This is a genomic window from Mesorhizobium sp. B1-1-6 (assembly GCF_006443035.1).
In the GTDB taxonomy this organism is placed as follows: domain Bacteria; phylum Pseudomonadota; class Alphaproteobacteria; order Rhizobiales; family Rhizobiaceae; genus Mesorhizobium.
This window is the reverse complement of sequence record NZ_VFWR01000002.1, coordinates 83,065-103,490: the sequence shown is the minus strand read 5'-3', so window position 1 is coordinate 103,490 and position 20,426 is coordinate 83,065. Positions and strand designations below refer to the sequence as shown.

At 63.9% G+C, this 20,426-nt stretch carries 22 protein-coding genes; 19 read left to right on the top strand and 3 right to left on the bottom strand.

The window, feature by feature from the left end; translation table 11 throughout:
• Positions 1 to 40 precede the first annotated feature (40 nt).
• The 3 genes from FJ979_RS04075 to FJ979_RS04065 all read left to right on the top strand — a co-directional run bounded on the left by FJ979_RS04075 (position 41) and on the right by FJ979_RS04065 (position 2,184).
• Positions 41 to 481, top strand: a complete 441-nt coding sequence (locus FJ979_RS04075; RefSeq protein WP_140566836.1) for an Lrp/AsnC family transcriptional regulator — start codon at positions 41 to 43, stop codon at positions 479 to 481.
• A gap of 87 nt (positions 482 to 568) precedes the next feature.
• On the top strand, positions 569 to 1,297 hold the full coding sequence (locus FJ979_RS04070; protein WP_140580094.1) for a class I SAM-dependent methyltransferase: 729 nt from the start codon (positions 569 to 571) through the stop codon (positions 1,295 to 1,297).
• 116 nt (positions 1,298 to 1,413) lie between these two features.
• Positions 1,414 to 2,184 carry a sulfite exporter TauE/SafE family protein gene (locus FJ979_RS04065; RefSeq protein ID WP_140493196.1) on the top strand — a complete coding sequence of 257 codons (771 nt, stop codon included), beginning with the start codon at positions 1,414 to 1,416 and terminating at the stop codon, positions 2,182 to 2,184.
• A gap of 21 nt (positions 2,185 to 2,205) precedes the next feature.
• Here FJ979_RS04065 and FJ979_RS04060 read toward each other — a convergent pair whose 3' ends face one another.
• Positions 2,206 to 2,757: a DUF2269 family protein gene (locus FJ979_RS04060; RefSeq protein WP_140580093.1), complete on the bottom strand. Its 552-nt coding sequence runs from the start codon at positions 2,755 to 2,757 to the stop codon at positions 2,206 to 2,208.
• A gap of 327 nt (positions 2,758 to 3,084) precedes the next feature.
• Here FJ979_RS04060 and FJ979_RS04055 point away from each other — a divergent pair, with 327 nt between their 5' ends.
• From FJ979_RS04055 to ruvB, 7 genes are all read left to right on the top strand, one after another.
• Positions 3,085 to 3,465 (top strand): cbb3-type cytochrome c oxidase subunit I, encoded by a 381-nt coding sequence (locus FJ979_RS04055; protein WP_140550847.1) that lies wholly within the window; start codon positions 3,085 to 3,087, stop codon positions 3,463 to 3,465.
• 383 nt (positions 3,466 to 3,848) lie between these two features.
• A complete protein-coding gene (locus tag FJ979_RS04050) occupies positions 3,849 to 4,382 on the top strand; it encodes a DUF1465 family protein (RefSeq protein WP_140493205.1) in 534 nt (177 codons plus the stop codon).
• A 92-nt stretch (positions 4,383 to 4,474) separates the two neighbouring features.
• Positions 4,475 to 4,984 (top strand): crossover junction endodeoxyribonuclease RuvC, encoded by a 510-nt coding sequence (gene ruvC / locus FJ979_RS04045; RefSeq protein ID WP_140493208.1) that lies wholly within the window; start codon positions 4,475 to 4,477, stop codon positions 4,982 to 4,984.
• A gap of 55 nt (positions 4,985 to 5,039) precedes the next feature.
• On the top strand, positions 5,040 to 5,309 hold the full coding sequence (locus FJ979_RS04040) for an AbrB/MazE/SpoVT family DNA-binding domain-containing protein (RefSeq protein WP_140493211.1): 270 nt from the start codon (positions 5,040 to 5,042) through the stop codon (positions 5,307 to 5,309).
• The gene (locus FJ979_RS04035) at positions 5,287 to 5,706 is read left to right on the top strand and encodes a type II toxin-antitoxin system VapC family toxin (RefSeq protein WP_140493214.1); all 420 of its coding nucleotides are present in this window, start codon (positions 5,287 to 5,289) and stop codon (positions 5,704 to 5,706) included. The genes FJ979_RS04040 and FJ979_RS04035 overlap by 23 nt, the downstream gene beginning before the upstream one ends.
• A gap of 27 nt (positions 5,707 to 5,733) precedes the next feature.
• Complete coding sequence (ruvA, locus tag FJ979_RS04030; RefSeq protein ID WP_140566844.1) at positions 5,734 to 6,354, top strand: Holliday junction branch migration protein RuvA; 621 nt, start codon at positions 5,734 to 5,736, stop codon at positions 6,352 to 6,354.
• Between the two features lie 43 nt (positions 6,355 to 6,397).
• Positions 6,398 to 7,435: a Holliday junction branch migration DNA helicase RuvB gene (gene ruvB, locus FJ979_RS04025; protein WP_140493220.1), complete on the top strand. Its 1,038-nt coding sequence runs from the start codon at positions 6,398 to 6,400 to the stop codon at positions 7,433 to 7,435.
• A 107-nt stretch (positions 7,436 to 7,542) separates the two neighbouring features.
• Here the strand turns inward: ruvB and FJ979_RS04020 are convergent, their stop codons facing one another.
• Positions 7,543 to 8,811 (bottom strand): cellulase family glycosylhydrolase, encoded by a 1,269-nt coding sequence (locus FJ979_RS04020; RefSeq protein ID WP_140580092.1) that lies wholly within the window; start codon positions 8,809 to 8,811, stop codon positions 7,543 to 7,545.
• A 57-nt stretch (positions 8,812 to 8,868) separates the two neighbouring features.
• Here FJ979_RS04020 and ybgC point away from each other — a divergent pair, with 57 nt between their 5' ends.
• From ybgC to ftsH, 9 genes are all read left to right on the top strand, one after another.
• A complete protein-coding gene (gene ybgC / locus FJ979_RS04015) occupies positions 8,869 to 9,339 on the top strand; it encodes a tol-pal system-associated acyl-CoA thioesterase (protein ID WP_140493226.1) in 471 nt (156 codons plus the stop codon).
• A 267-nt stretch (positions 9,340 to 9,606) separates the two neighbouring features.
• Complete coding sequence (gene tolQ, locus FJ979_RS04010; RefSeq protein ID WP_140493236.1) at positions 9,607 to 10,317, top strand: protein TolQ; 711 nt, start codon at positions 9,607 to 9,609, stop codon at positions 10,315 to 10,317.
• A gap of 11 nt (positions 10,318 to 10,328) precedes the next feature.
• Complete coding sequence (gene tolR / locus FJ979_RS04005) at positions 10,329 to 10,781, top strand: protein TolR (protein WP_140493239.1); 453 nt, start codon at positions 10,329 to 10,331, stop codon at positions 10,779 to 10,781.
• A 7-nt stretch (positions 10,782 to 10,788) separates the two neighbouring features.
• Positions 10,789 to 11,943, top strand: a complete 1,155-nt coding sequence (locus tag FJ979_RS04000) for an energy transducer TonB (RefSeq protein ID WP_140493242.1) — start codon at positions 10,789 to 10,791, stop codon at positions 11,941 to 11,943.
• 39 nt (positions 11,944 to 11,982) lie between these two features.
• Entirely contained in the window at positions 11,983 to 13,293 is a 1,311-nt protein-coding gene (tolB, locus tag FJ979_RS03995; protein ID WP_140493245.1) for a Tol-Pal system beta propeller repeat protein TolB, read from the top strand.
• A 247-nt stretch (positions 13,294 to 13,540) separates the two neighbouring features.
• Positions 13,541 to 14,047: a peptidoglycan-associated lipoprotein Pal gene (pal, locus tag FJ979_RS03990; protein ID WP_140493251.1), complete on the top strand. Its 507-nt coding sequence runs from the start codon at positions 13,541 to 13,543 to the stop codon at positions 14,045 to 14,047.
• Positions 14,048 to 14,259: 212 nt separating this feature from the next.
• On the top strand, positions 14,260 to 15,381 hold the full coding sequence (gene ybgF, locus FJ979_RS03985) for a tol-pal system protein YbgF (RefSeq protein ID WP_140580091.1): 1,122 nt from the start codon (positions 14,260 to 14,262) through the stop codon (positions 15,379 to 15,381).
• Positions 15,382 to 15,439: 58 nt separating this feature from the next.
• Positions 15,440 to 16,798 carry a tRNA lysidine(34) synthetase TilS gene (tilS, locus tag FJ979_RS03980; protein ID WP_140580308.1) on the top strand — a complete coding sequence of 453 codons (1,359 nt, stop codon included), beginning with the start codon at positions 15,440 to 15,442 and terminating at the stop codon, positions 16,796 to 16,798.
• A 133-nt stretch (positions 16,799 to 16,931) separates the two neighbouring features.
• Entirely contained in the window at positions 16,932 to 18,857 is a 1,926-nt protein-coding gene (gene ftsH / locus FJ979_RS03975; protein WP_140493260.1) for an ATP-dependent zinc metalloprotease FtsH, read from the top strand.
• Between the two features lie 485 nt (positions 18,858 to 19,342).
• Here ftsH and FJ979_RS03970 read toward each other — a convergent pair whose 3' ends face one another.
• Positions 19,343 to 20,209, bottom strand: a complete 867-nt coding sequence (locus FJ979_RS03970) for a hypothetical protein (RefSeq protein WP_140493263.1) — start codon at positions 20,207 to 20,209, stop codon at positions 19,343 to 19,345.
• Positions 20,210 to 20,426: the final 217 nt, after the last annotated feature.

Below are 20,426 nucleotides of genomic sequence, written 5' to 3'. Positions count from 1 at the left end.
TTAAAAGTAGGCAAAAATCCAGAAATCCTGAGAATGTGAAATGCTTGACGATCTCGACCGACGTCTCCTCGAAATCCTGGTGAGGGATGCGCGGACTTCGCTGAAGGAGCTGGCCGGCCAGGTCGGCCTGTCGTCGCCGAGCGTTTCGGAGCGGCTGCGGCGGCTCGAGGAGCGCGGCGTGATCAGGGCTTTCACCGTCGAGATAGACCCGCTGGCGCTCGGCTATACCTTGCAGGCGATCGTGCGCATCAAGCCGCTGCCGGGCAAGCTGCACATCGTCCAGAAGCTGATCGAGGAGATCGCCGAATTCGGCGAATGCGACAAGGTGACGGGGGACGACTGCTTCGTCGCCAGGCTGTTCGTGCGTTCGATCGGCGACCTCGACGGCATCCTCGATCGGATCGCCGACAAGGCCGAGACCAGCACCGCCATCATCAAGGCGCAGCCGATCCGGCGGCGGCCGCCACCGCTCGGCGCATGACCGGTCCGCGTTTCTTGACTCTGCTTGGCGGTGGTGGAAATGCGTGGCGGCTCCGCCAGTCAGGCACATGAACAACGAGGAAAGAACATGGCGCAGAATGTCTATGATCAGCCGGACTTCTTCGCAGGCTACAGCCAACTCGGCCGGTCCGTCGAAGGGCTGGAGGGCGCCGCCGAATGGCCGGCGCTGCGCGCGATGCTTCCCGACGTCAGCGGCTTGCGAATCGTCGATCTCGGTTGCGGCTTCGGCTGGTTCTGCCGCTGGGCTCTTGAACACGGGGCCAAGGAGGTTCTGGGTCTCGACCTGTCGGAAAAGATGCTCGCCCGGGCGCGTGCCGCCGGCCCGGACGCCGGCATCGTCTACGAACGCGCCGATCTCGATGAACTCAGCCTGCCGCCGACGGCTTTCGATCTCGCCTACAGCTCGCTTGCCCTGCACTATGTCAGCGATGCCGCGCGGCTGTTCCAGACCGTGCACCGGTGCCTGGTCCCCGGCGGGCATTTCGTCTTCTCGACGGAGCATCCGATCTATATGGCTCCGACCCATCCCGGCTGGTCTGTCGATGCTGAAAGCCGCAAGACATGGCCCGTCGACCGGTATCTGGTGGAAGGACCGCGCAAGACGGACTGGCTGGCCAAGGGAGTTGTGAAACATCACCGCACCATCGGCACCACGCTCAACACGCTGATCCGGTGCGGCTTCACCATCGAGCATGTCGAGGAATTCCGTCCGACCGACGCGCAGATCGCGGCCAAGCCCGAACTGGCGGAAGAGCTCGAGCGGCCGATGTTCCTGCTGGTCTCGGCCCGGCGATAGGCAGAGCAGAATGGGCCGGCCTTGCTGTGGCGACGCCCACATTTGCTGTCGCTCCGCTCGGGAATCTGGGCTATTCAGGCGTTGACTCGCTTTCCCTCCAGACCAGTCCCTCCTCCATGTCAGGCCTGCTTTCCGATCCGTGGTTCTATGCGGCCGCCGTCCCGGCGGTCATTCTGGTCGGCCTGTCCAAGGGCGGATTTGGCGGCGCGGTCGGTTTCGTCGGCGTGCCGCTGATGGCGCTGACCATGCCGCCGGTGCAAGCGGCGGCCATCCTGCTGCCCATCCTATGCCTGATGGACATCGTTTCGGTATGGACATGGTGGGGCGTCTATAACAGGAAGATGCTGGTCGACATGATGCCCGGCGCGGTGATCGGTATCGGTCTCGGTTGGCTGACGGCCGCACTGGTCACCGAGGAGGCCGTGCGGCTGATCGTCGGCGCCGTCGCCATCATTTTCGTGCTGCGCTGGCTCTATCTGAAGTACCGCCACGGCGCCGACCATGCGGCGCAGCCCAACCGCGTCGCCGCGGCCCTCTGGGGCACGGTCGCCGGCTTCACCAGCTTCGTCGCCCATGTCGGCGGCCCGCCCTTTCAGGTTTACGCGCTGCCGATCCGGCTCGACCCGAAGGTGTTGTCCGGCACGGCGGCGATCTTCTTTGCCGCCACCAACGCGCTGAAGCTCGTTCCCTATTTCGCGCTCGGCCAGTTCGACAGCACCAATCTGACCGCGTCGGCGGTGCTGATGCCGCTGGCGCCGCTATCGACCATCGCCGGCGCCTGGCTGGTGCGCCGCATGCGTCCGGAGATCTTCTATCCCTTCACCTATGCGACGGTGGCCGTCGTCGCGGTGAAGCTTCTGTGGGACGGGATCGCCGGCCTGATGTAGCCGCGACCGTTTTCGCGTGCCTCAGGCAACGCTCGGCACCATGCGCCTTGGTCGGCCGAGCGCCAGGGTGGCGCCAGCCGTCAACACAAGCACCATGGCGGCAAGGACCGTGAAGTCGTGGATGGTCGGCTTCAACACCATGTCGGCGATGATGACCAGCATCACCGCATAGTCGAAGCGCGCCGCCCGCAGGATGCGCTGGCCATAGGCTAGGGCGGCCGGCGTCACGCCATCCCTGGCGATCATCGCGCCCATGCGATCGGCGCTCGGCTTGAAGACGAACATGCCGATTGAAAAGGTGGTGGCGTAGCCGGCAAGACCGATCAGGATCCACAGTTGCGAGAAGCCGACCCAGAACCAGCACATGATCAGTCCGAAGGCCAGTGTCAGTATCGACATCGGCGCGAAGAAGCGGTTTCCCAATTCGCCCGTGGCCCGCATTGCCTGCAGCGTTCCCTGGATGTTTCCCGAGCGGTCGGCAAGCGTCGCCAGCACCATCAGCGCGAAGCCGCCGCCGACCCACAGGGTCACCGAAAGTATGTGCAGCAATTTGACGATGGAATACCAATCCATGGCTTTCTCCCCGGTGCCTGATGTAGCGAAGGAAGCGAGCCGTCGCCCGCCCGCCGCTTCGATGGCCAAGCGTGTATCGCCGCGCCTGTTTCGGAACGATGTCGTGAAAAAACCAGTTCTGTTTCAAGTGCCGGCTAACGTAAGGAGCCGCTGATATTGCGAGCGCGCCATCCGGTTTTCTGCTATTATGAGTGGCGTCCGGGGGCGCGACATCGTCCAGAAACAGTGCCGATGCTAGTGCGCCCGCGCCGGGAGCCCGGTGGCGAGAGCAATCGCCTGACGATCAACCCTTTCCCGAAAACGGGAAAGGCAACTTGGGGGAAAGATATGCAAGGGGTAGCACGGAATTTCTTTACGCTGGCCGTTATCTATGCGCTGTGCGGCATGGCGCTCGGCCTGTACATGGCGATCAGCCAGGACCATGGCCAGATGCCGACCCACGCCCATACGATGGTCGCTGGCTGGCTGATGTCGGCGGTCTTCGCCTTCTTCTATCACCTGTTTCCGGCGGTCGGACAGAAGACGGTTGCCGTCGTTCACTTCTGGCTGACCGCAATCAGCGGCATCGGCCTTTTGATCGGGCTCTACTTCCTGCTTGGCGGCAATGCCGCGATCGAACCGCTGGTGGCGGCGTCTTCGATGGGTTTCTACGCGGCCTTGCTGCTGTTTGCCTTCATTGCCTTGCCGGCGGTTTGGAAAACGGCCTGAGCCGAGGCTCGGCACATCCTTCAGGAACTGTGCTGTTACGGCACAGTGGCGCGGGGTTCGCTCAAAAAACATCGGCGCCGTTAAGGGTTCATTAAGCTTTACAGGCGTTTACTATGCGCATCCAGTGATCTGGATTCTTACCGAGTGGTTGGAGCCACTTTGTTTGACGCCTCCCTGTTAAACTCCTGAGAGCCGCCTTATCCGCGGCTCTTTTTTTGTCCGCTTTCCAGCGACACGGTCCGCACCGGATCACGTTAACCTTCTGTTAAACATGTGCTTGCCTTCACCCCGGACGAGGCGCATTTTCAAGCTTCAGTTATGTAGGGTTCCGGGTGTATCGGCAGTAAGCCGAATCGGCCGGTTGCAAGTGCAGGGGCGTATCGATGAACGAGCCTTCGAAGGGCAGCGCGAAAACCGTCAAGCTGGCGGAACGTCGGGTCTTTTCGCACTCCTTCAAACCGCTCTACCAGGAAGGCATGGGGCTAGTCGAACAGGCGGCGGAGTATCTCGACGGCAAGGGCCGGGCCGAGGCCAAGAAGCTGTCGCGGCTGGCGGCCACGCTCTATGCGGCCGAATCGATGCGGCTGACCACCAGGCTGATGCAGGTCGCCTCGTGGCTGCTTCTGCAGCGCGCCGCGAATTCCGGCGAGATGACCCGCGACCAGGTCGCATCGGAAAAGTCCAAGGTGCGCCTCGACACCGCCTCCGCCCATGACGAGGCGGCCGGCTGGGCCGAACTGCCCAAGGATTTCCTCGACCTCGTCAACCGGTCGCTGCGCCTGCAGGCACTGGTGCGCCGCATGGACGAGGAGATCTACGGCGCCGGCGCGGTGGTCGACATGCAGCCCATGAGCCGCCGGCCCAATCCGGTCTCGGACCAGATCAGCCTGCTCAACACGGCTTTCGCCCGAAACTGAACTATTCTGGAACGTTCCCGGTCAGCGCGTTACTGTTTCCGGTTTGTTCACATTTCGCTGGCATCGCTGTCTCCGGGAGATAGAGTAACCGAATGAGGGACGCGATTCGCATCATCGGTATCGATCCGGGGCTCAGGCGCACCGGCTGGGGTATTGTCGAAAGCCTCGGCAATTCGCTGCGCTTCGTCGCGTCCGGCACGGTGCGTTCCGAAGACAAGGCGGCGCTGGCGACGCGGCTGTGCCAGCTGCATGACGGGTTGACTGAAATCCTGCATACGGCCATGCCGCATGAGGCGGCCGTCGAACAGACCTTCGTCAACAAGGATGCGGTGGCGACGCTGAAGCTTGGCCAAGCGCGCGGCATCGCCATGCTGGTGCCGGCACGCGCCGGCCTGGTCGTTGCCGAATATGCACCCAATGCCGTCAAGAAGGCGGTGATCGGCGTCGGCCATGGCGACAAGAAGCAGATCCACATGATGGTAAAGGTGCTGCTGCCGAAAGCGACCTTCGACACCGAACATGCCGCCGACGCGCTCGCCATAGCCATTTGCCACGCGCATCACCGGCAAAGCGTCGCCTATCGGATGGCACTTGCCGGTTGACGATGTTCTTGACTTGTTCCCTTGTCTGTCGTAGGTAATACTTTGGGGTATTACCATGCGCGTCACCACCAAAGGCCAAGTCACGATCCCCAAACAGATAAGGGATCACCTGGGTATCCGCCCGGGCTCCGAGGTGGAATTCGTGGCCACCGATGAGGGTGCTCGGCTTGTGGCCGTCAACGAGAATCTCCCCGAGGAGGAGAAATTGCGCAGGTTCAGTAATGTCCTTGACCGGATGGAGGGGACGTTGGATCTGGGTGGCATGACGACCGACGAGTATATGGAGTGGCTGAGGGGGCCGCGTGAAGATCTCGACGTTGATTGACACAAATGTCCTGATCGACGTTTGGGGGCCGGCCGGACCGCTGACAAAATGGTCGGCGTCTGCAATCGCCTCATGCCGCCGCGACGGCGACTTGGTGGTCAATACGATCATCTGGTCTGAACTGGCGCCGCTGATCGCCTCGGAGGCAGCGCTTCGAAAAGCGGTCGACATGCTCGAGATCGATCGCGAGTTTCTGCCCTGGGATGCGGCCTTCCTTGCAGGTGTGACGCATTCCCGTTATCGCCGTGCTGGTGGAATCCGCGAACGAACCTTGCCGGACTTCTTTATTGGCGCTCATGCGACCGTTGCCGGACATCGTCTTTTGACGCGCGACGCCGCGCGTTATCGCAGTTATTTCCCGGACCTTGACATCATTTCTCCTGAAACGCACCCATGAGGGCCTATCTTCCATGAAAGATTTGGCATGATCGGCAAGCTCAAGGGTATGCTCGACGAGATCGACGAGGATCATTGCCTGGTCGACGTGCATGGCGTCGGCTACGTCGCCTACTGCTCGGCGCGCACGCTTGCCGCGCTGCCTTCGCCCGGCGAAGCGGTGGTGCTGTTCATCGAGACCTATGTGCGCGAGGACATGATCCGGCTCTACGGCTTCCAGTCGGTGCTGGAGCGCGAATGGTTCCGGCTGTTGATGAGCAATGTGCAGGGCGTCGGCGCCAAGGTGGCGCTGGCCATCCTGTCGACACTGGCGCCGGCCGACCTTGCCAACGCGATCGCGTTGCGCGACATCGCCATGGTTTCCCGGGCGCCGGGCGTCGGCAAGAAGGTGGCCGAGCGCATCGTTACCGAATTGAAAAACAAGGCGCCGGCCTATGCCGGTGCCGCGTCGGGCACGATCGGCTTGAAGCAGGAGCTCGGCGAAGGCGTGGCAGCCGCGCCGATCACAGACGCGGTCTCGGCCCTAGTCAATCTCGGCTATTCCCGCGACACCGCCGCCAATGCGGTGGCGGCGGCACTGAAGACGGCGGGCGAGGAGGCGGATGCGTCGAAGCTGATTCGCTTCGGGCTCAAGGAACTGGCGCGGTGAGCGCACGCTTGTCCGGTTCCCGGCCATATGCAAGGAAGGCGGCATGAGCCTTTCCCCCCGTCTCATCGCTCCGGAAAAACGCGGCGAGGATGCCGATCAGAGTTTGCGGCCGCAGACGCTTGACGATTTCGTCGGCCAGGCGGCGGTGCGGGCCAACCTCAAAGTGTTCATCGAGGCCGCTAAGGGCCGCAAGGAAGCGCTCGACCATGTGCTGTTCGTCGGGCCGCCAGGTCTAGGCAAGACGACGCTGGCGCAGATCATGGCGCGCGAGCTCGGCGTCAACTTCCGCTCAACCTCCGGACCGGTCATCGCCAAAGCCGGCGATCTCGCCGCACTCTTGACCAATCTCGAAGAAGGCGACGTCCTGTTCATCGACGAGATCCACAGGCTGAATCCTGCGGTGGAAGAGATCCTCTATCCGGCGATGGAGGATTTCCAGCTCGACCTGATCATCGGCGAGGGGCCGGCGGCGCGCTCGGTCAAGATCGACCTTGCCCGTTTCACCCTGGTCGCCGCCACCACGCGGCTCGGCCTGCTCACCAATCCGCTGCGCGACCGCTTCGGCATCCCGGTGCGGCTCAACTTCTACACGGTCGAGGAACTGGAGCAGATCGTGCGGCGCGGCGCACGCATCCTGCAAATGCCGCTCGGCGATGACGGCGCGCTGGAGATCGCGCGGCGCGCGCGAGGCACGCCGCGCATCGCCGGCCGGCTGTTGCGGCGCGTGCGCGATTTCGCTTCGGTCGCCGGCGATGGTCATGTGAACCGCTTGATCGCCGACGAGGCCTTGACCCGGCTGGAGGTCGACGCGCTCGGCCTCGATGCGCTCGACCGCCGGTATCTTTCGATGATCGCGCGCAATTTCGGCGGCGGGCCGGTCGGCATCGAGACGATCGCCGCCGGCCTGTCCGAGCCGCGCGATGCCATCGAGGACATCATCGAGCCCTATCTCATCCAGCAGGGTTTCATCCAGCGCACGCCGCGCGGCCGTGTGCTGACGGCCAATGCCTGGCGCCATCTCGGCCTCGACGCGCCGAAGGACCTGGCGCAACAGCAGATCAATTTGTTCCAGGAAGAATAGCGGCCCCCGGCGGCGGCGTTCGGGCCGGCGATCAAGCGTCGCAACCGCTTTGCGGCGTGCGACCGGAGATCTTGCTGATCGATCCCGGCGGTGTGGAGCAACGGCGCTCAGTGAAGCGACCGGATCACGTCCAGCACATCGTGCTCGGCCTTTTCGCCGTTGAAAGCATCGACGATGCCGAAAGCGCCGCCGTAACTCCAGACCGACCAGGAGAAGCCATGCGCCTCGGCGCGCGCGATCATGTCCCGGACATAGGCGGCACGATAGCCGGCCGGCATCACATAGGGATTGCCGTATTCCTGGCGGATCATGCCGAACTCGCCCAGCGTGACGTTTTCCGGCCTGATGCGGTTGGCCTTCGCCCAGGCATCGACGGCCTTGAATGGGGCGTCCATGAGACCAAGCAGCTTGGCGTCGGTGTCCATGCTGGCTACCTGCTCGTCGAGATAGGCAAGCAGCCCGTCCTGCCGCGCCCAAGGCGCCTCGGCCTTGATCCTGGCGCGGATGGTGTCGAGCGTGACGTCGAGCTCAGCCCGCGGCACCGCGGTCGGCGGGTAGGGCAGGCCGGTCACATAGGGAATGAAATCGCCGGCCCAGGTCGCGCCCTGATGGGTAAGCAGGAACGGATCGTAGGAATGGAAGGTCCAGATGACGTTGTCGTCCGGGATCGCCATCGGATCGATCTTTTCCAGCGACGACGCCGCGGAATAGCAGGCCCCGGTCAGCACAAGCGTCAATCTCGTCGCCGAAGAACGCGCCGCGGCGAACAACCTCTGCTGGCGTTGCGGCCACAGGCTGGTGCCGTCGGCGTCGCAGTCGACGATCGGTTCGTTCATCGGTTCGAAGGCCACTTGCCCCGGATCTTCCCCGGCGAGCGTGTGCGCCATCTTGCGCACCACCTCGACATAGGCATCGAATGTCACCGGGTTGTTCATCACCTCGGCCATGCCGATCTTGCGCCCACTGCCGGCGGGGATCAGATGCATGTCGACGACAACCTTCAGGCCGGCGCGGTTGATCATGCGGACAGAGTCCAGCACGCTGGCATAGAGATCCTCGCGCAAGGCCATCGTATTTTCGGAAAGGAAGGGCGAAGGATCGACCGGCATGCGCAGGAAATCGAAGCCTGCATGCTTCAAAGCCTCGAGATCGTCGTCCTTGAGAAATTTGCGCCATTCCGGGTAGGGCAGGATGGCCTTGGCGTTGCCCCATTGGTCTTCGCCCGGCCAGGTCACCCACTGGTCGAGATTGAGCCCGCGCTTCATGGAGAAGGTCGCGGCCTGGCTCGGCCCGGCCAGAGCCATCACGACGAACAGAGCCATCACCACGAACAGCGCCGTCACCAAGGTCTTGATCATCGCCGTCAACAGTGCCATCCGATGCCATGTCACGCGCGGCACAGGTGCCTTGCCGCGACTGAAAAAGGAAGCGCAATGGACGATCATGGTGAATCCGCGACCTTGCTGGCGGGGATTTCCGGTGCGCTGACGGCGTTCGGCCATCGGCTGATGGCGCGGGTCTACTATGCCGACACCGATTTCTCCGGCGTCGTCTACCACGCCCGCTATCTCGAATTCCTCGAGCGCGGCCGCTCCGACTATCTGAGGCTGAGCGGCGTCCACCACACCGAACTTGCCGATGGCAAGCATGGCGAAAGAATAGTCTGGGTGGTGCGTCGCATGGAGATCGACTTCCGCATCCCGGCCCGCATGGACGACATCCTGACGATCGACACCCGGACCGAGGAAATCTCCGGCGCGCGCATCTTCATGGCCCAGCAGCTCAAGCGCGGCGACGAGGTGCTGGTCGAGGCCAGGGTGGAGGCGGCGATCATAGGCGAGAATGGCCGGCCACGCCGCTTCCCCAGGGAGTGGATAGCAGCGTTCATACCCAAGGCGGGCTAAAAGGCCGACGTCGTTGGTATCGCCGGCGCCGGCTTGAAGCGCGGCAATGCGCCGCGTCTGGTGGACTAACCCATCCTTAACCATAACGGTTCATGAAGAGATTGGTGAAGATTGGCGCTATCCAGCGCCTTCCTTTCACCAACATTTGCCCCGAAAAGGCCGCGAAAGGCACGTTTTGGGGTTGTTCCGGTAGCTTCGCGCGAACCGACCACAAGGGATGCCAGGGGCCAGCCGCCAGCTTCGCTCGGAAATCTTAAGGACGTTACGATGGAAAATATCGCACTCGCCGAACCGGGCGCGCAATTGTCGATTTGGGCGCTGTTCATGCAGGCCAGCTGGGTGGTCAAGCTGGTCATGATCGGGCTGCTCTGCGCCTCGGTCTGGACCTGGGCGATTATCGTCGACAAGCTCGTATCCTATGCCCGCATGCGGCTGGCGCTGAACCGGTTCGAGCAGGTGTTCTGGTCGGGGCAGTCGCTGGAGGAGCTTTACCGCACGTTGGCCGACCGCAAGACATCGGGCATGGGCGCCATCTTCGTTGCTGCCATGCGCGAGTGGAAGAAGAGTTTCGAAAAAGGCGCCAAGACGCCGCTCGGCTTGCAAACCCGCATCGATAAGGCGATGGACCTGGCGCTGACCCGCGAGATGGAGAAGCTCGAAGGCCGCCTCGGCTTCCTCGCAACCACGGGCTCGGCGGCCCCGTTCATCGGCCTGTTCGGCACCGTCATTGGCATCATGACGTCGTTCCAGGCGATCGCCGGCTCCAAGAACACCAGCCTGTCGGTGGTCGCGCCCGGCATCGCCGAGGCGCTGCTGGCGACCGCCATCGGCCTGCTCGCCGCCATTCCGGCCGTCATCGCCTACAACAAGCTGTCATCGGATGCGAGCAAGATCGCGGTGCGCATGGAAGGGTTCTCCGACGAGTTCTCCGCCATACTCTCGCGCCAAATCGATGAAAAAGTAGCGCCGAAGGCCTGAGGAGTAAGCCGATGGGAATGTCCGTAGGCATGGCTGGACGCGGCGGACGCGGCCATAGGCGGCGCGGCCGCCATCATGGCCTCATCGCCGAAATCAACGTCACGCCGATGGTCGACGTGATGCTGGTGCTGTTGATCATCTTCATGGTCGCGGCGCCGCTTTTGACGGTCGGCGTGCCGATCGATCTGCCGGATACGCAGGCCAAGGCGATGAATGCCGACACGCAGCCGATCACCGTTTCGATCAATGCCGCCGGCCAGATCTATCTCCAGGAGACCGAAATCCCGATCGAGGAACTGGTGGCGAAGCTGCAGGCGATCTCGAAGACCGGCTATGACGAGCGCATCTTCATCCGCGGCGACAAGTCCACCGACTATGGCACGGCGATGAAGGTGATGGCCCGCATTTCGGCCGCCGGCTACAAGAATATCGGCCTGGTTTCACTGCAGGAACAGGATCAATAGACCCACTATGAGGACCGGCCTCACCACATCGGTGATCATGCATGCGGCGCTGATTGGCTTCGGCCTGTTCACGCTGTCGGCACCGGCCGCGCTTCCGTCGGCCGACGTCGAGTCGGTCGCTGTCGACATCGTGCCGATCGAAGCCACTGCCCAGGTGCTGCAGGGCGACAAGAAATCGGTGGTGCATGAAAAGCCGGCGCCCTTGCCCACGCAGCGTCCCGATGTGGTGCCGGACGCGCAGAAGGTCGGCGAGAACAGCGTCGATACCGACAAGCCGATAACGCCCGAGGCCAAGCCGAAGCCGGTCGACATGACGTCGGCTCCGCCGCCGGCGCCAACGCCGATCGAAAAGCCGAAGACCGAGGACGTGCCGAAGCCGCAGGAAAAGCCCAAGCCGACGCCGGCCACGGAAGTGGCTCCCGCGCCGCAGCCCAAAGAAGAGGTCAAGCCCGAGCCGGTCAAGCAGACCGAGCCGAAGCCGGCGCCGGCCAAGGAGCCGACGCCCGCACCGCCACAGGACAAGACCGCGGCCATCGAGCCGACGCCCGAGGTGAAGCCGGACGCGGTCGCCCAGGCGATCGCCAAGGACCAGCCTGACGATGCCCAACTGCCGGACTCCGCGCCCGCGCCTCAGGCGCGGCCGAAGCCGCAGCCGGCACAGGCCGAAAGCGCCAAGGCGCCGGAGCGCAAGGACGCCGACAAACCGGTCAAGGAGGCTTCATCCAAGCCGAAATCGGAGGACAAGCAGTTCAATTCCGACGAGATCTCGGCCCTGCTGGACAAGCAGAAGCCCTCCGGCGGCGGCGCCAAGCGTTCGACACAGCAGGCTTCGCTCGGCGGCGAGAAGGACCAGGGCCAGAAGCTGTCGAGATCAGAACTGGGCGCCCTGTCGGATCAGCTTGGCGGTTGCTGGACATTGCCGGCGGGGCTGGAGGGCTCGGAGAATTTCGTCGCCGTGGTCATGTTCAACCTCGACCCCTCGGGCAAGCTGGATGGCCGGCCCACCGTCGAGAAATCGAGCGGGAATCGCCAATTCGATGAAAGCGCCGTGCGTGCGGTTCAGAAATGCAACATGGCCGGCCTTCAGGTTCCGGCGGGCAAACAGGACATCTGGGCCCAGGTCCGTGTCACTTTCGATCCGAGGGAAATGCTTGGCCTTTGAGGCCTGCCCTGCAGAATCAGTGAAGAGAAGCGAGAAGACATGAAATTCATCCTCAAGCCGCTCCTGATGGTCGCGACAATGGCGCTGGGCTCGATGGCCGGCGCCGTCATGCCTGCGTGGGCGCTCGTCGAGATCAACGTCAACAAGGGCAATGTCGAGCCGCTGCCGATCGCCATCACCGATTTCCAGTCGGGCGATGGGCTTGGCGCGCAGATTTCCGGCATCGTCACCGCCGACCTGAAGCGCTCGGGCCTGTTCGCACCGATCGACAAAAGCGCCTTCATCGAGAAGATCGCCAATCCTGACGCAGCGCCTCGCTTCGACGACTGGAAGGTGATCAATGCCCAGGCTCTGGTCACCGGCAGCGTCAGCAAGGAGGCCGACGGGCGCATCCGCGCGCAGTATCGGCTGTGGGACACGTTCGCTGGACAGCAGATGTCGGGCGAACAATTCTTCGCCAACGACGCCAATCAACGACGCGTCGCTCACATCATCGCCGACGCCATCTACGAGCGGCTGACCGGCGAGAAGGGCTATTTCGACACGCGCGTCGTTTTCATCGACGAGTCCGGCGCCAAGAATGCGCGCAAGAAGCGCCTCGCCATCATGGACCAGGACGGCGCCAATGTGCGCTATCTCTCGGACGGCAGGGCGATCGTCTTGACGCCGCGCTTCTCGCCGAACCGGCAGGAAATCACCTACATGTCCTATGAGAGCGGCCAGCCGCGGGTGTATCTCCTGCAGATCGAGACCGGCCAGCGCGAACTGGTCGGCAATTTTCCGGGCATGACGTTTGCGCCGCGCTTTTCGCCGGATGGCCAGAAGGTGATCATGAGCCTGCTGCGCGACGACGGCAATTCCAACATCTTCGCCATGGACCTCAGGAGCCGCTCGACGACCCGGCTCACCAACTCGACCGCCATCGACACTTCGCCTTCCTATTCGCCCGACGGCAGCAAGGTGGTGTTCACCTCCGACCGCGGCGGACGCGCGCAGATCTATGTGATGGGCGCCGACGGTTCGGGCCAGACCCGCATCTCCTTCGGCGACGGGGTCTATTCGACGCCGGTGTGGTCGCCGCGCGGCGATCTCATCGCCTTCACCAAGCAGACCGGCGGCGAATTCCAGATCGGCGTTATGAAGACCGACGGTTCGGGCGAGCGCATCCTGTCATCCGGCTTCCAGCAGGAAGGACCGACCTGGGCGCCGAACGGCCGCGTGCTGATGTTCTTCCGCGATTCCGCCGGCGGCCCGAAACTGGTTTCTGTCGATCTCACCGGCCGCAACGAGCAGTCGATCCCGACCGCGAACTTTGCCTCCGATCCGGCCTGGTCGCCGCTGCTGGAATAGGCTCGGCTGAAATTGCCACACATGCTGAAAAGGGGCCGGTTTCGGCCCCTTTTCCATGCATTGGTCGCGTTTTAGCCGCATTTCCGCCTACGGTCCGCGCTCAATGTCGCCCTTGGTCAAGCGTTGGGCGCAATGGCTGCGGACGGCAGCCTAAACCAAATTTTAACCGTGTTTCTTGAATGCCGGTTAACCCAAACGTGGTTACTGGGTGATCAACGAAATCACTCGAATGCGAAGGAGAGGCGGCATGAGCCGTATCGCAGCACTTACCAGAAATCCCGTCATGATCGCGCTGGTGGCGATGCTCGCCATTGCCGGTTGCGCTTCGAAGAAGACGCCCAACAGCGCCGCCGATCTCGGCCTCAACGGCGCCGGTGCCGCAACGCCCGGATCGGCGCAGGACTTCACCGTCAATATCGGCGACCGCATCTTCTTCGACACGGACTCCTCCTCGATCCGCGCCGACGCCCAGACGACGCTGTCGCGCCAGGCGCAGTGGCTGAACCAGTACAAGCAGTATGCGATCGTCGTTGAAGGCCATGCCGACGAACGCGGCACGCGCGAATACAATTTGGCGCTCGGTGCCCGCCGCGCCGCCGCCACGCGCGACTTCCTGGTCTCCAAGGGCGTCTCCGCCAACCGCCTGAAGACCATTTCCTACGGCAAGGAACGGCCGGTCGCGGTTTGCGACGACATCTCCTGCTGGTCGCAGAACCGCCGCGCGGTCACCACGCTCAGCGGCGCCGGTTCCTGACATTTTTCGCGCGTCGAGCGACGCGCGAAAAACACGACGGCAAAAATGCAACACAGGTTTGCGAAAGGCGGCTGAAAGGCCGCCTTTTTCATGTTTGGTCCCTTCAAACAAAATTTGGCCGAAGTCTCGCGTCCTGCTATGAGCCGAGGGCGCTTGGCTGGTCCCATACCGATTGGAAGGCGCGAACAAGCTAACGACACGGCGAGAGGCATATGCATTTGAGATCAGTTCTGAGCGGCACGCTTGCGCTGCTGCTCCTTTCAGGCGTCACCGCGATGGCGGGTGGCTTAGGGACTGATGGCACGGGACAGCCAGCCGACAGCGGCTTCTCGTTCCATCTGCCCAGCATCGAGCTGCCTGGCGTTTTCGGCGAAAAGAAGAAGTCGGACCAGGTTCAGTTCGCGCAGCAGTCGACTGGCACAGGCGCCACCGGGCTCGAGGACCAACTGCGCCAGATGAACGGCAAGATCGAGGAACTGAACTTCCAGATCCTGCAAATGCAGGAGCAGATCCGCAAACAGCAGGAAGACAACGAGTTCCGCTTCCAGCAGCTCGAAGGCGGTACGCAGGGTGCGCAGCAGCCGGCCGGGCAGAAGAAGTCACAGGCCGCGCCCGTCGACAGCGATGACAGCGTGGCCGAGGCGCCGGCCACGCAACCGCCTGCGAAGGCCGACAATCGGGCAGCGGCCGGCCAGTCGGCTGGCGGCGGCCAGAGCGTCGAGGACGTCATCGTCGAATCCTCTGACGGTGATCCGGGCAAGGTGATCCCCGGAACGGGAGCGCCCGAAAAGACCTTCGGCAGCATCACCGTCGACAAGAACGGCAATGTGGTCGATGCCGGCGGCAGCACGCAGGCGACCGCACCGGCGCAGGATGTCGCTCCAGCCACCGGCGCTCCGGCCAAGAGCGGCAAGTCCGACGGCACGGTGGTTGCGGCGCTGCCTTCCACGAACGATCCCGAGGAGCTCTACCGCAACTCCTACCAGTTCATCCTTTCGGGCGACTACGGCACCGCCGAACAGGGCTTTCGCGACCACATCGCGCGTTTTCCCCGTGACGCGAAAACGGCGGATGCGCACTATTGGCTGGGCGAATCGCTGCTTGGCCAGCAGAAATACCGCGATGCCGCGGAGGTCTTCCTCGCCGCCAGCAAGGACTATCCCAAGGCCAAGAAGGCCCCCGACATGCTGCTGAAGCTCGGCGTGTCGCTGGTCGGCCTGAAGCAGCACGACGTGGCCTGCGCCACCTTCAGCGAGGTCGGCAAGCGCTACCCCGACATTTCCAACACGCTCAAGGAGCGCGTGAAGCAGGAAAAGGCCCTGGCGGCGTGCTAGCCCTTCTCCTGCCTGCCGTTGCCTTGCCGTCGGAGCCGTGTTCGGGCGACATGCATTGATGCTCGACACCGAGCCTGATCTTTCGAAAGACCTTTTTTCGCACATCGACTTTACCAGCGGCGCCGTTGCGGCCGTATCCGGCGGCAGCGACTCGACCGCCCTACTTCTCCTTCTCAAACGACATCTCGACCGAACCGCGCCGTCCGCGAAGCTGCTGGCGGTGACGATCGACCACGGTTTGCGGCAGGGCGCGGCGGCCGAAGCGGAAGCGGTGGCCAGGCTTTGCGCCGCGCACGCCATCGCGCACCGCATCGTCGCCTGGTCCGGACGCAAGCCGTCGACCGGGCTGCCGGCCGCCGCGCGGGAGGCTCGCTACCGGCTGCTGGCCGAGGCGGCGCGGGAGGAAGGCCTCGGTCTGATCGTGACCGGTCATACGGCGGACGACCAGGCCGAGACGGTGCTGATGCGGCTAGTCCGAGGCAAGGGCGCCCGCGAGGACGGGCGCGGCCTCGCCGGCATGGCACCGGTCACCTTGCACGACTGGCACGAATGGATCGTGCGGCCGCTCCTTGGCATTCGACGCTCGGCTTTGCGCAACTTCCTGCGGCGCGAGCATGTCGGCTGGGCCGAGGACCCGACCAATGCCGACGCGGCCTTCGAGCGACCGCGCATGCGCGCGGCACTGGCCGGCGCTGACGGTGCGCAGCGCATCGATGGCGCATTGACGCTGGCGGCGCGCGAGAGCGAGGCGCGCAGCCGGCTTGGCATCCGCGCCGCGGATTTAATCGCGCGCTTCGCCAGCCAGCCGGCGCCGGGTCTTGTCCGCCTCGATCCGACCCTGCTTTCGGCCGGCGACGATCCGGCGGCCGTCTATGCGCTGCGCATCCTCCTCGCCATAAGCGGGGGCGTTGCGTTTCTGCCGGACCAGGCGCGATGCGAGGCGCTGTTCGGTAGGCTGAAGGCTGGATTTCTTTGCGCCACATTGTCGCGGACGGTGGTCGATTCCAGGCGCGCCGGCATCTTTCTGCGCCGCGAGACGCGAGGCTTGCCGCCTGTAGTCGCGGCCACCGGCGGGCTGCTCTGGGACGGCCGCCGGAACATCACGTTGGACGACGGCGGCAGTGCATTGTTGATCGCGCCGTTCGGGGCAGCGGCGGCGAAGCGTCTGGCAATCGCGGAAGGCGAGACGCCGCGCAGCCTCGTGCGCGCCGCCCTGGCCTGCGAGCCGGCATCGCGGCAAGCCGTTGAAAACCCTGGCCTGCCTCAGGGTGGGCAGGCGTCGCCGGGGTTCACGGCACAGGCCGTCGTCGCCCCCTTTGTCCGTTTCCTGCCGTCCTTCGACCTGGCGCCGGCGCGGGTCGTCGCCGAATTGATCGGCGCACCGTTGCTTCCCGCGCCGCCTTTCAAGCGGCCATAGCGCCGGTCGGTCATGGGCGAAAGCTTAACCCACACGTGCTGTTCTGCTTGGCAAGGGGGGGCGCTCTCCCTATGTTAGGCTCAAGTTTCCTCTCACGACGCGTGTCCGCCCGCGGACGCCAACGGGACAATTGATGAATCCGAACTATCGCAACCTCGCGCTCTGGGCGATCATAGCGGTCCTGCTCATCGCCCTCTTCAATCTGTTCCAGACGCCGCAGACGCGTGGGGCTTCGAGCGATGTACCTTATTCGCAGTTCCTGCAGGATGTCGCGGCGGGCCGGGTCAAGACGGTGACCATCGCCGGCGCCCGCATCTCCGGCACCTACACCGACAATTCGAGCGGCTTCCAGACCTATTCGCCCGGCGATCCGTCGCTGGTCTCGCGGCTGCAGGACAAGAACGTTACCATCAATGCGCGGCCGGAGACCGACGGTTCAAACTCGCTGTTCGGTTACCTGATCTCGTGGCTGCCGATGATCCTGATCCTCGGCGTATGGATATTCTTCATGCGCCAGATGCAGTCCGGCTCCGGTCGTGCCATGGGCTTTGGCAAGTCGAAGGCCAAGCTTCTGACCGAGGCGCATGGCCGCGTCACCTTCCAGGACGTCGCCGGCGTCGACGAGGCCAAGGAAGACCTGGAGGAGATCGTCGAGTTCCTGCGCGATCCGCAGAAATTCCAGCGGCTCGGCGGCAAGATCCCGCGCGGCGTGCTCTTGGTCGGCCCTCCGGGAACCGGCAAGACGCTGCTCGCCCGCTCGGTCGCCGGCGAGGCCAACGTGCCGTTCTTCACCATTTCGGGTTCGGACTTCGTCGAGATGTTCGTCGGCGTCGGCGCCAGCCGCGTGCGCGACATGTTCGACCAGGCCAAGAAGAACGCGCCCTGCATCATCTTCATCGACGAAATCGACGCGGTCGGCCGTCACCGCGGCGCGGGTCTCGGCGGCGGTAATGATGAGCGCGAGCAGACGCTGAATCAGCTGCTGGTCGAGATGGACGGCTTCGAGTCCAACGAAAGCATCATCCTGATCGCCGCCACCAACCGGCCCGACGTGCTCGACCCGGCGCTGCTGAGGCCCGGCCGTTTCGACCGCCAGGTGGTGGTGCCGAACCCCGACATCGTCGGACGCGAGAAGATCCTGAAAGTGCATGTGCGCAACGTGCCGCTGGCGCCCAATGTCGACCTCAAGGTCGTCTCCCGCGGCACGCCGGGCTTCTCCGGCGCCGATCTGATGAACCTCGTCAACGAGGCCGCCCTGATGGCGGCGCGGCGTAACAAGCGCCTCGTGACCATGGCCGAGTTCGAGGACGCCAAGGACAAGATCATGATGGGCGCCGAGCGCCGCTCCTCGGCCATGACCCAGGCCGAGAAGGAGTTGACCGCCTATCACGAGGCCGGTCACGCCATACTGGCGCTCAACGTGCCGTCGGCCGATCCGCTGCACAAGGCGACAATCATTCCGCGCGGCCGCGCGCTCGGCATGGTCATGCAGTTGCCGGAAGGCGACCGCTATTCGATGAGCTACAAGTACATGATCTCACGGCTTGCCATCATGATGGGCGGCCGCGTCGCCGAGGAGTTCAAGTTCGGCAAGGAGAACATCACGTCGGGCGCTTCCTCCGATATCGAGCAGGCGACCAAGCTGGCGCGCGCCATGGTCACGCGCTGGGGCTTTTCCGACAAGCTCGGCCATGTCGCTTATGGCGACAACCAGGAGGAAGTGTTCCTCGGCCATTCGGTGGCGCGCACGCAGAACATCTCGGAAGAAACCGCGCAGATCATCGACGCCGAGGTGCGGCGCCTGATCGACGAGGCCTATTCGACCGCGAGGTCGGTGCTGACCAAGAAGAAGAAGGAATGGATCGCGCTGGCGCAGGGCCTGCTCGAATACGAGACGCTGTCGGGCGACGAGATCAAGCAGCTGATCGCCGGCGAGAAGCCCGCGCGCGATCTCGGCGACGACACGCCGCCGAGCCGTGGTTCGGCCGTGCCGAAGTCGGGCCGCCGCAAAAAGGGTCCCGAGCCCGAGGGCGGCATGGAACCGCAGCCGTCGAGCTGAACTCGGCCAAGAACAAATTGAGAAACGCCGCGGTTCGACCGCGGCGTTTTTGTTTGGGGCAGGCTGCTGAGTTTCTCCGTGGCCTGCGCCTGCAAGGTTGGTTAGGCGATTGGCGGAAGCCGGCGTGGCAGCAGCCAATCTTCCCACTTTGTGGAAGATGCCGGGCAGCTCAGCGGGGGCAGCGTCCGCCGACAAATCGAGTTAGGCCTTCCGGGCTGCGGGGGAGGATCTCTCTTGCCGTTCGACGATTCCTCGAGCCACCCTCGCCCAGCTTTTCGTGAATGCGAGGCAACCTGGCCGGGAGCAGGCAACGATCCTTCGTGCCCCCCCCTTCTGGCCTGCCGGCCATCTCCCCCACGAGGGGAGTTTGCAGCGTCGCCGGCAACGCGCCTCTCGTCAGCGGGGATTCCTGCTGAAGCTGCGGGCAAAAAAGCCCGCGAACCCTGCGGCTCGCGGGCCTTACTTTCCTCAAATAGTGCTGTCGCTCAGCTCTTCAGCTTGGCATTGCACAGGCTGTAGAAGCCGCCGCCCTTCTGGATCCACTTCAAGCCGCCAAGCGTGTTGGCGTCCTTGTTGGCATAGTACTGCTGGAGGCAGGTATGCATGCGGGCCTTGGCCGGGGTTTCGGTGGCGAATTTCGGCGAGATTGCGGTCGGGAAACTCACGCCCTTCGGCGCAGCGACAGTCGGCTTTGCCGGCTCCTTGGTGTAGGTCGCCTCTGTTGGAGCCGGGACGGTGTCATCGTCCGAGGCGCTGGCGCCGCATTCGGCCTTCCGGAAGTCGTTCCACTTCATGCCGTTGAGCGTATTGGCGGTCTTGGCAGCCTGGTACTTGCTGCTGCAGTCGGCCATGCTCAGGCCCTTGCCCGAGCTGTCGGTCGCCGCAGCCGTGGTCGCCGCCTTGGTGGTCGCCGGTTTGGTGGCGGCGGCAGCGGATGCGCCGGCGGCAGCGGACGCGCCGGTGGCGCATTCGCTCTTGCGGAAGTCGTTCCACTTCATGCCGTTGAGCGTGCCGGCGGCCTTGGCCGCCTGGTACTTGGTGCTGCATTCCTTTGCGGTCAGGCCTTTGGCTCCGTCGTCGGCGGCGGCCGCAGCCTTGGTCGCCTTGGCCGGCTTCGTATCGGCCGCCTTGGTGTCCGCTGCCTTGGCGTCGGGCTTGGCTGTCGCGGCGGCATCAGTGCCGCACTGCGCCTTGCGGAACTGGTTCCAGGTCTGGCCGGCAAGTGTCCCCGCGTCCTTGGCCGCGTTATACTTCGTGCTGCACTCGGCCATCGTCAGCGCGTTGGCTGGCGCGGCCAGGAATAACGTCGCGACCGCAAGGCCGGTCAAAGTGGCAAGTCGGTGGATGAGCATAGCGTTTCTCCGTTGCAGCAGCCCATTATACGTCCCAGCAAATCAATAACGCTCAACGGTCGGTTGCGCCAGATGCTAAGTGGCGTATACATCGCCGAAACCCGGCTTCTGCCGGCAAGGTGATGAAATCGTTGCCTGTTGCCGGCTGGAAGACAAGAATTTGTGGGTAAATCCATGTCGAATGGCCCACAGGCATGGTATATTGTGGCGAGGCAGC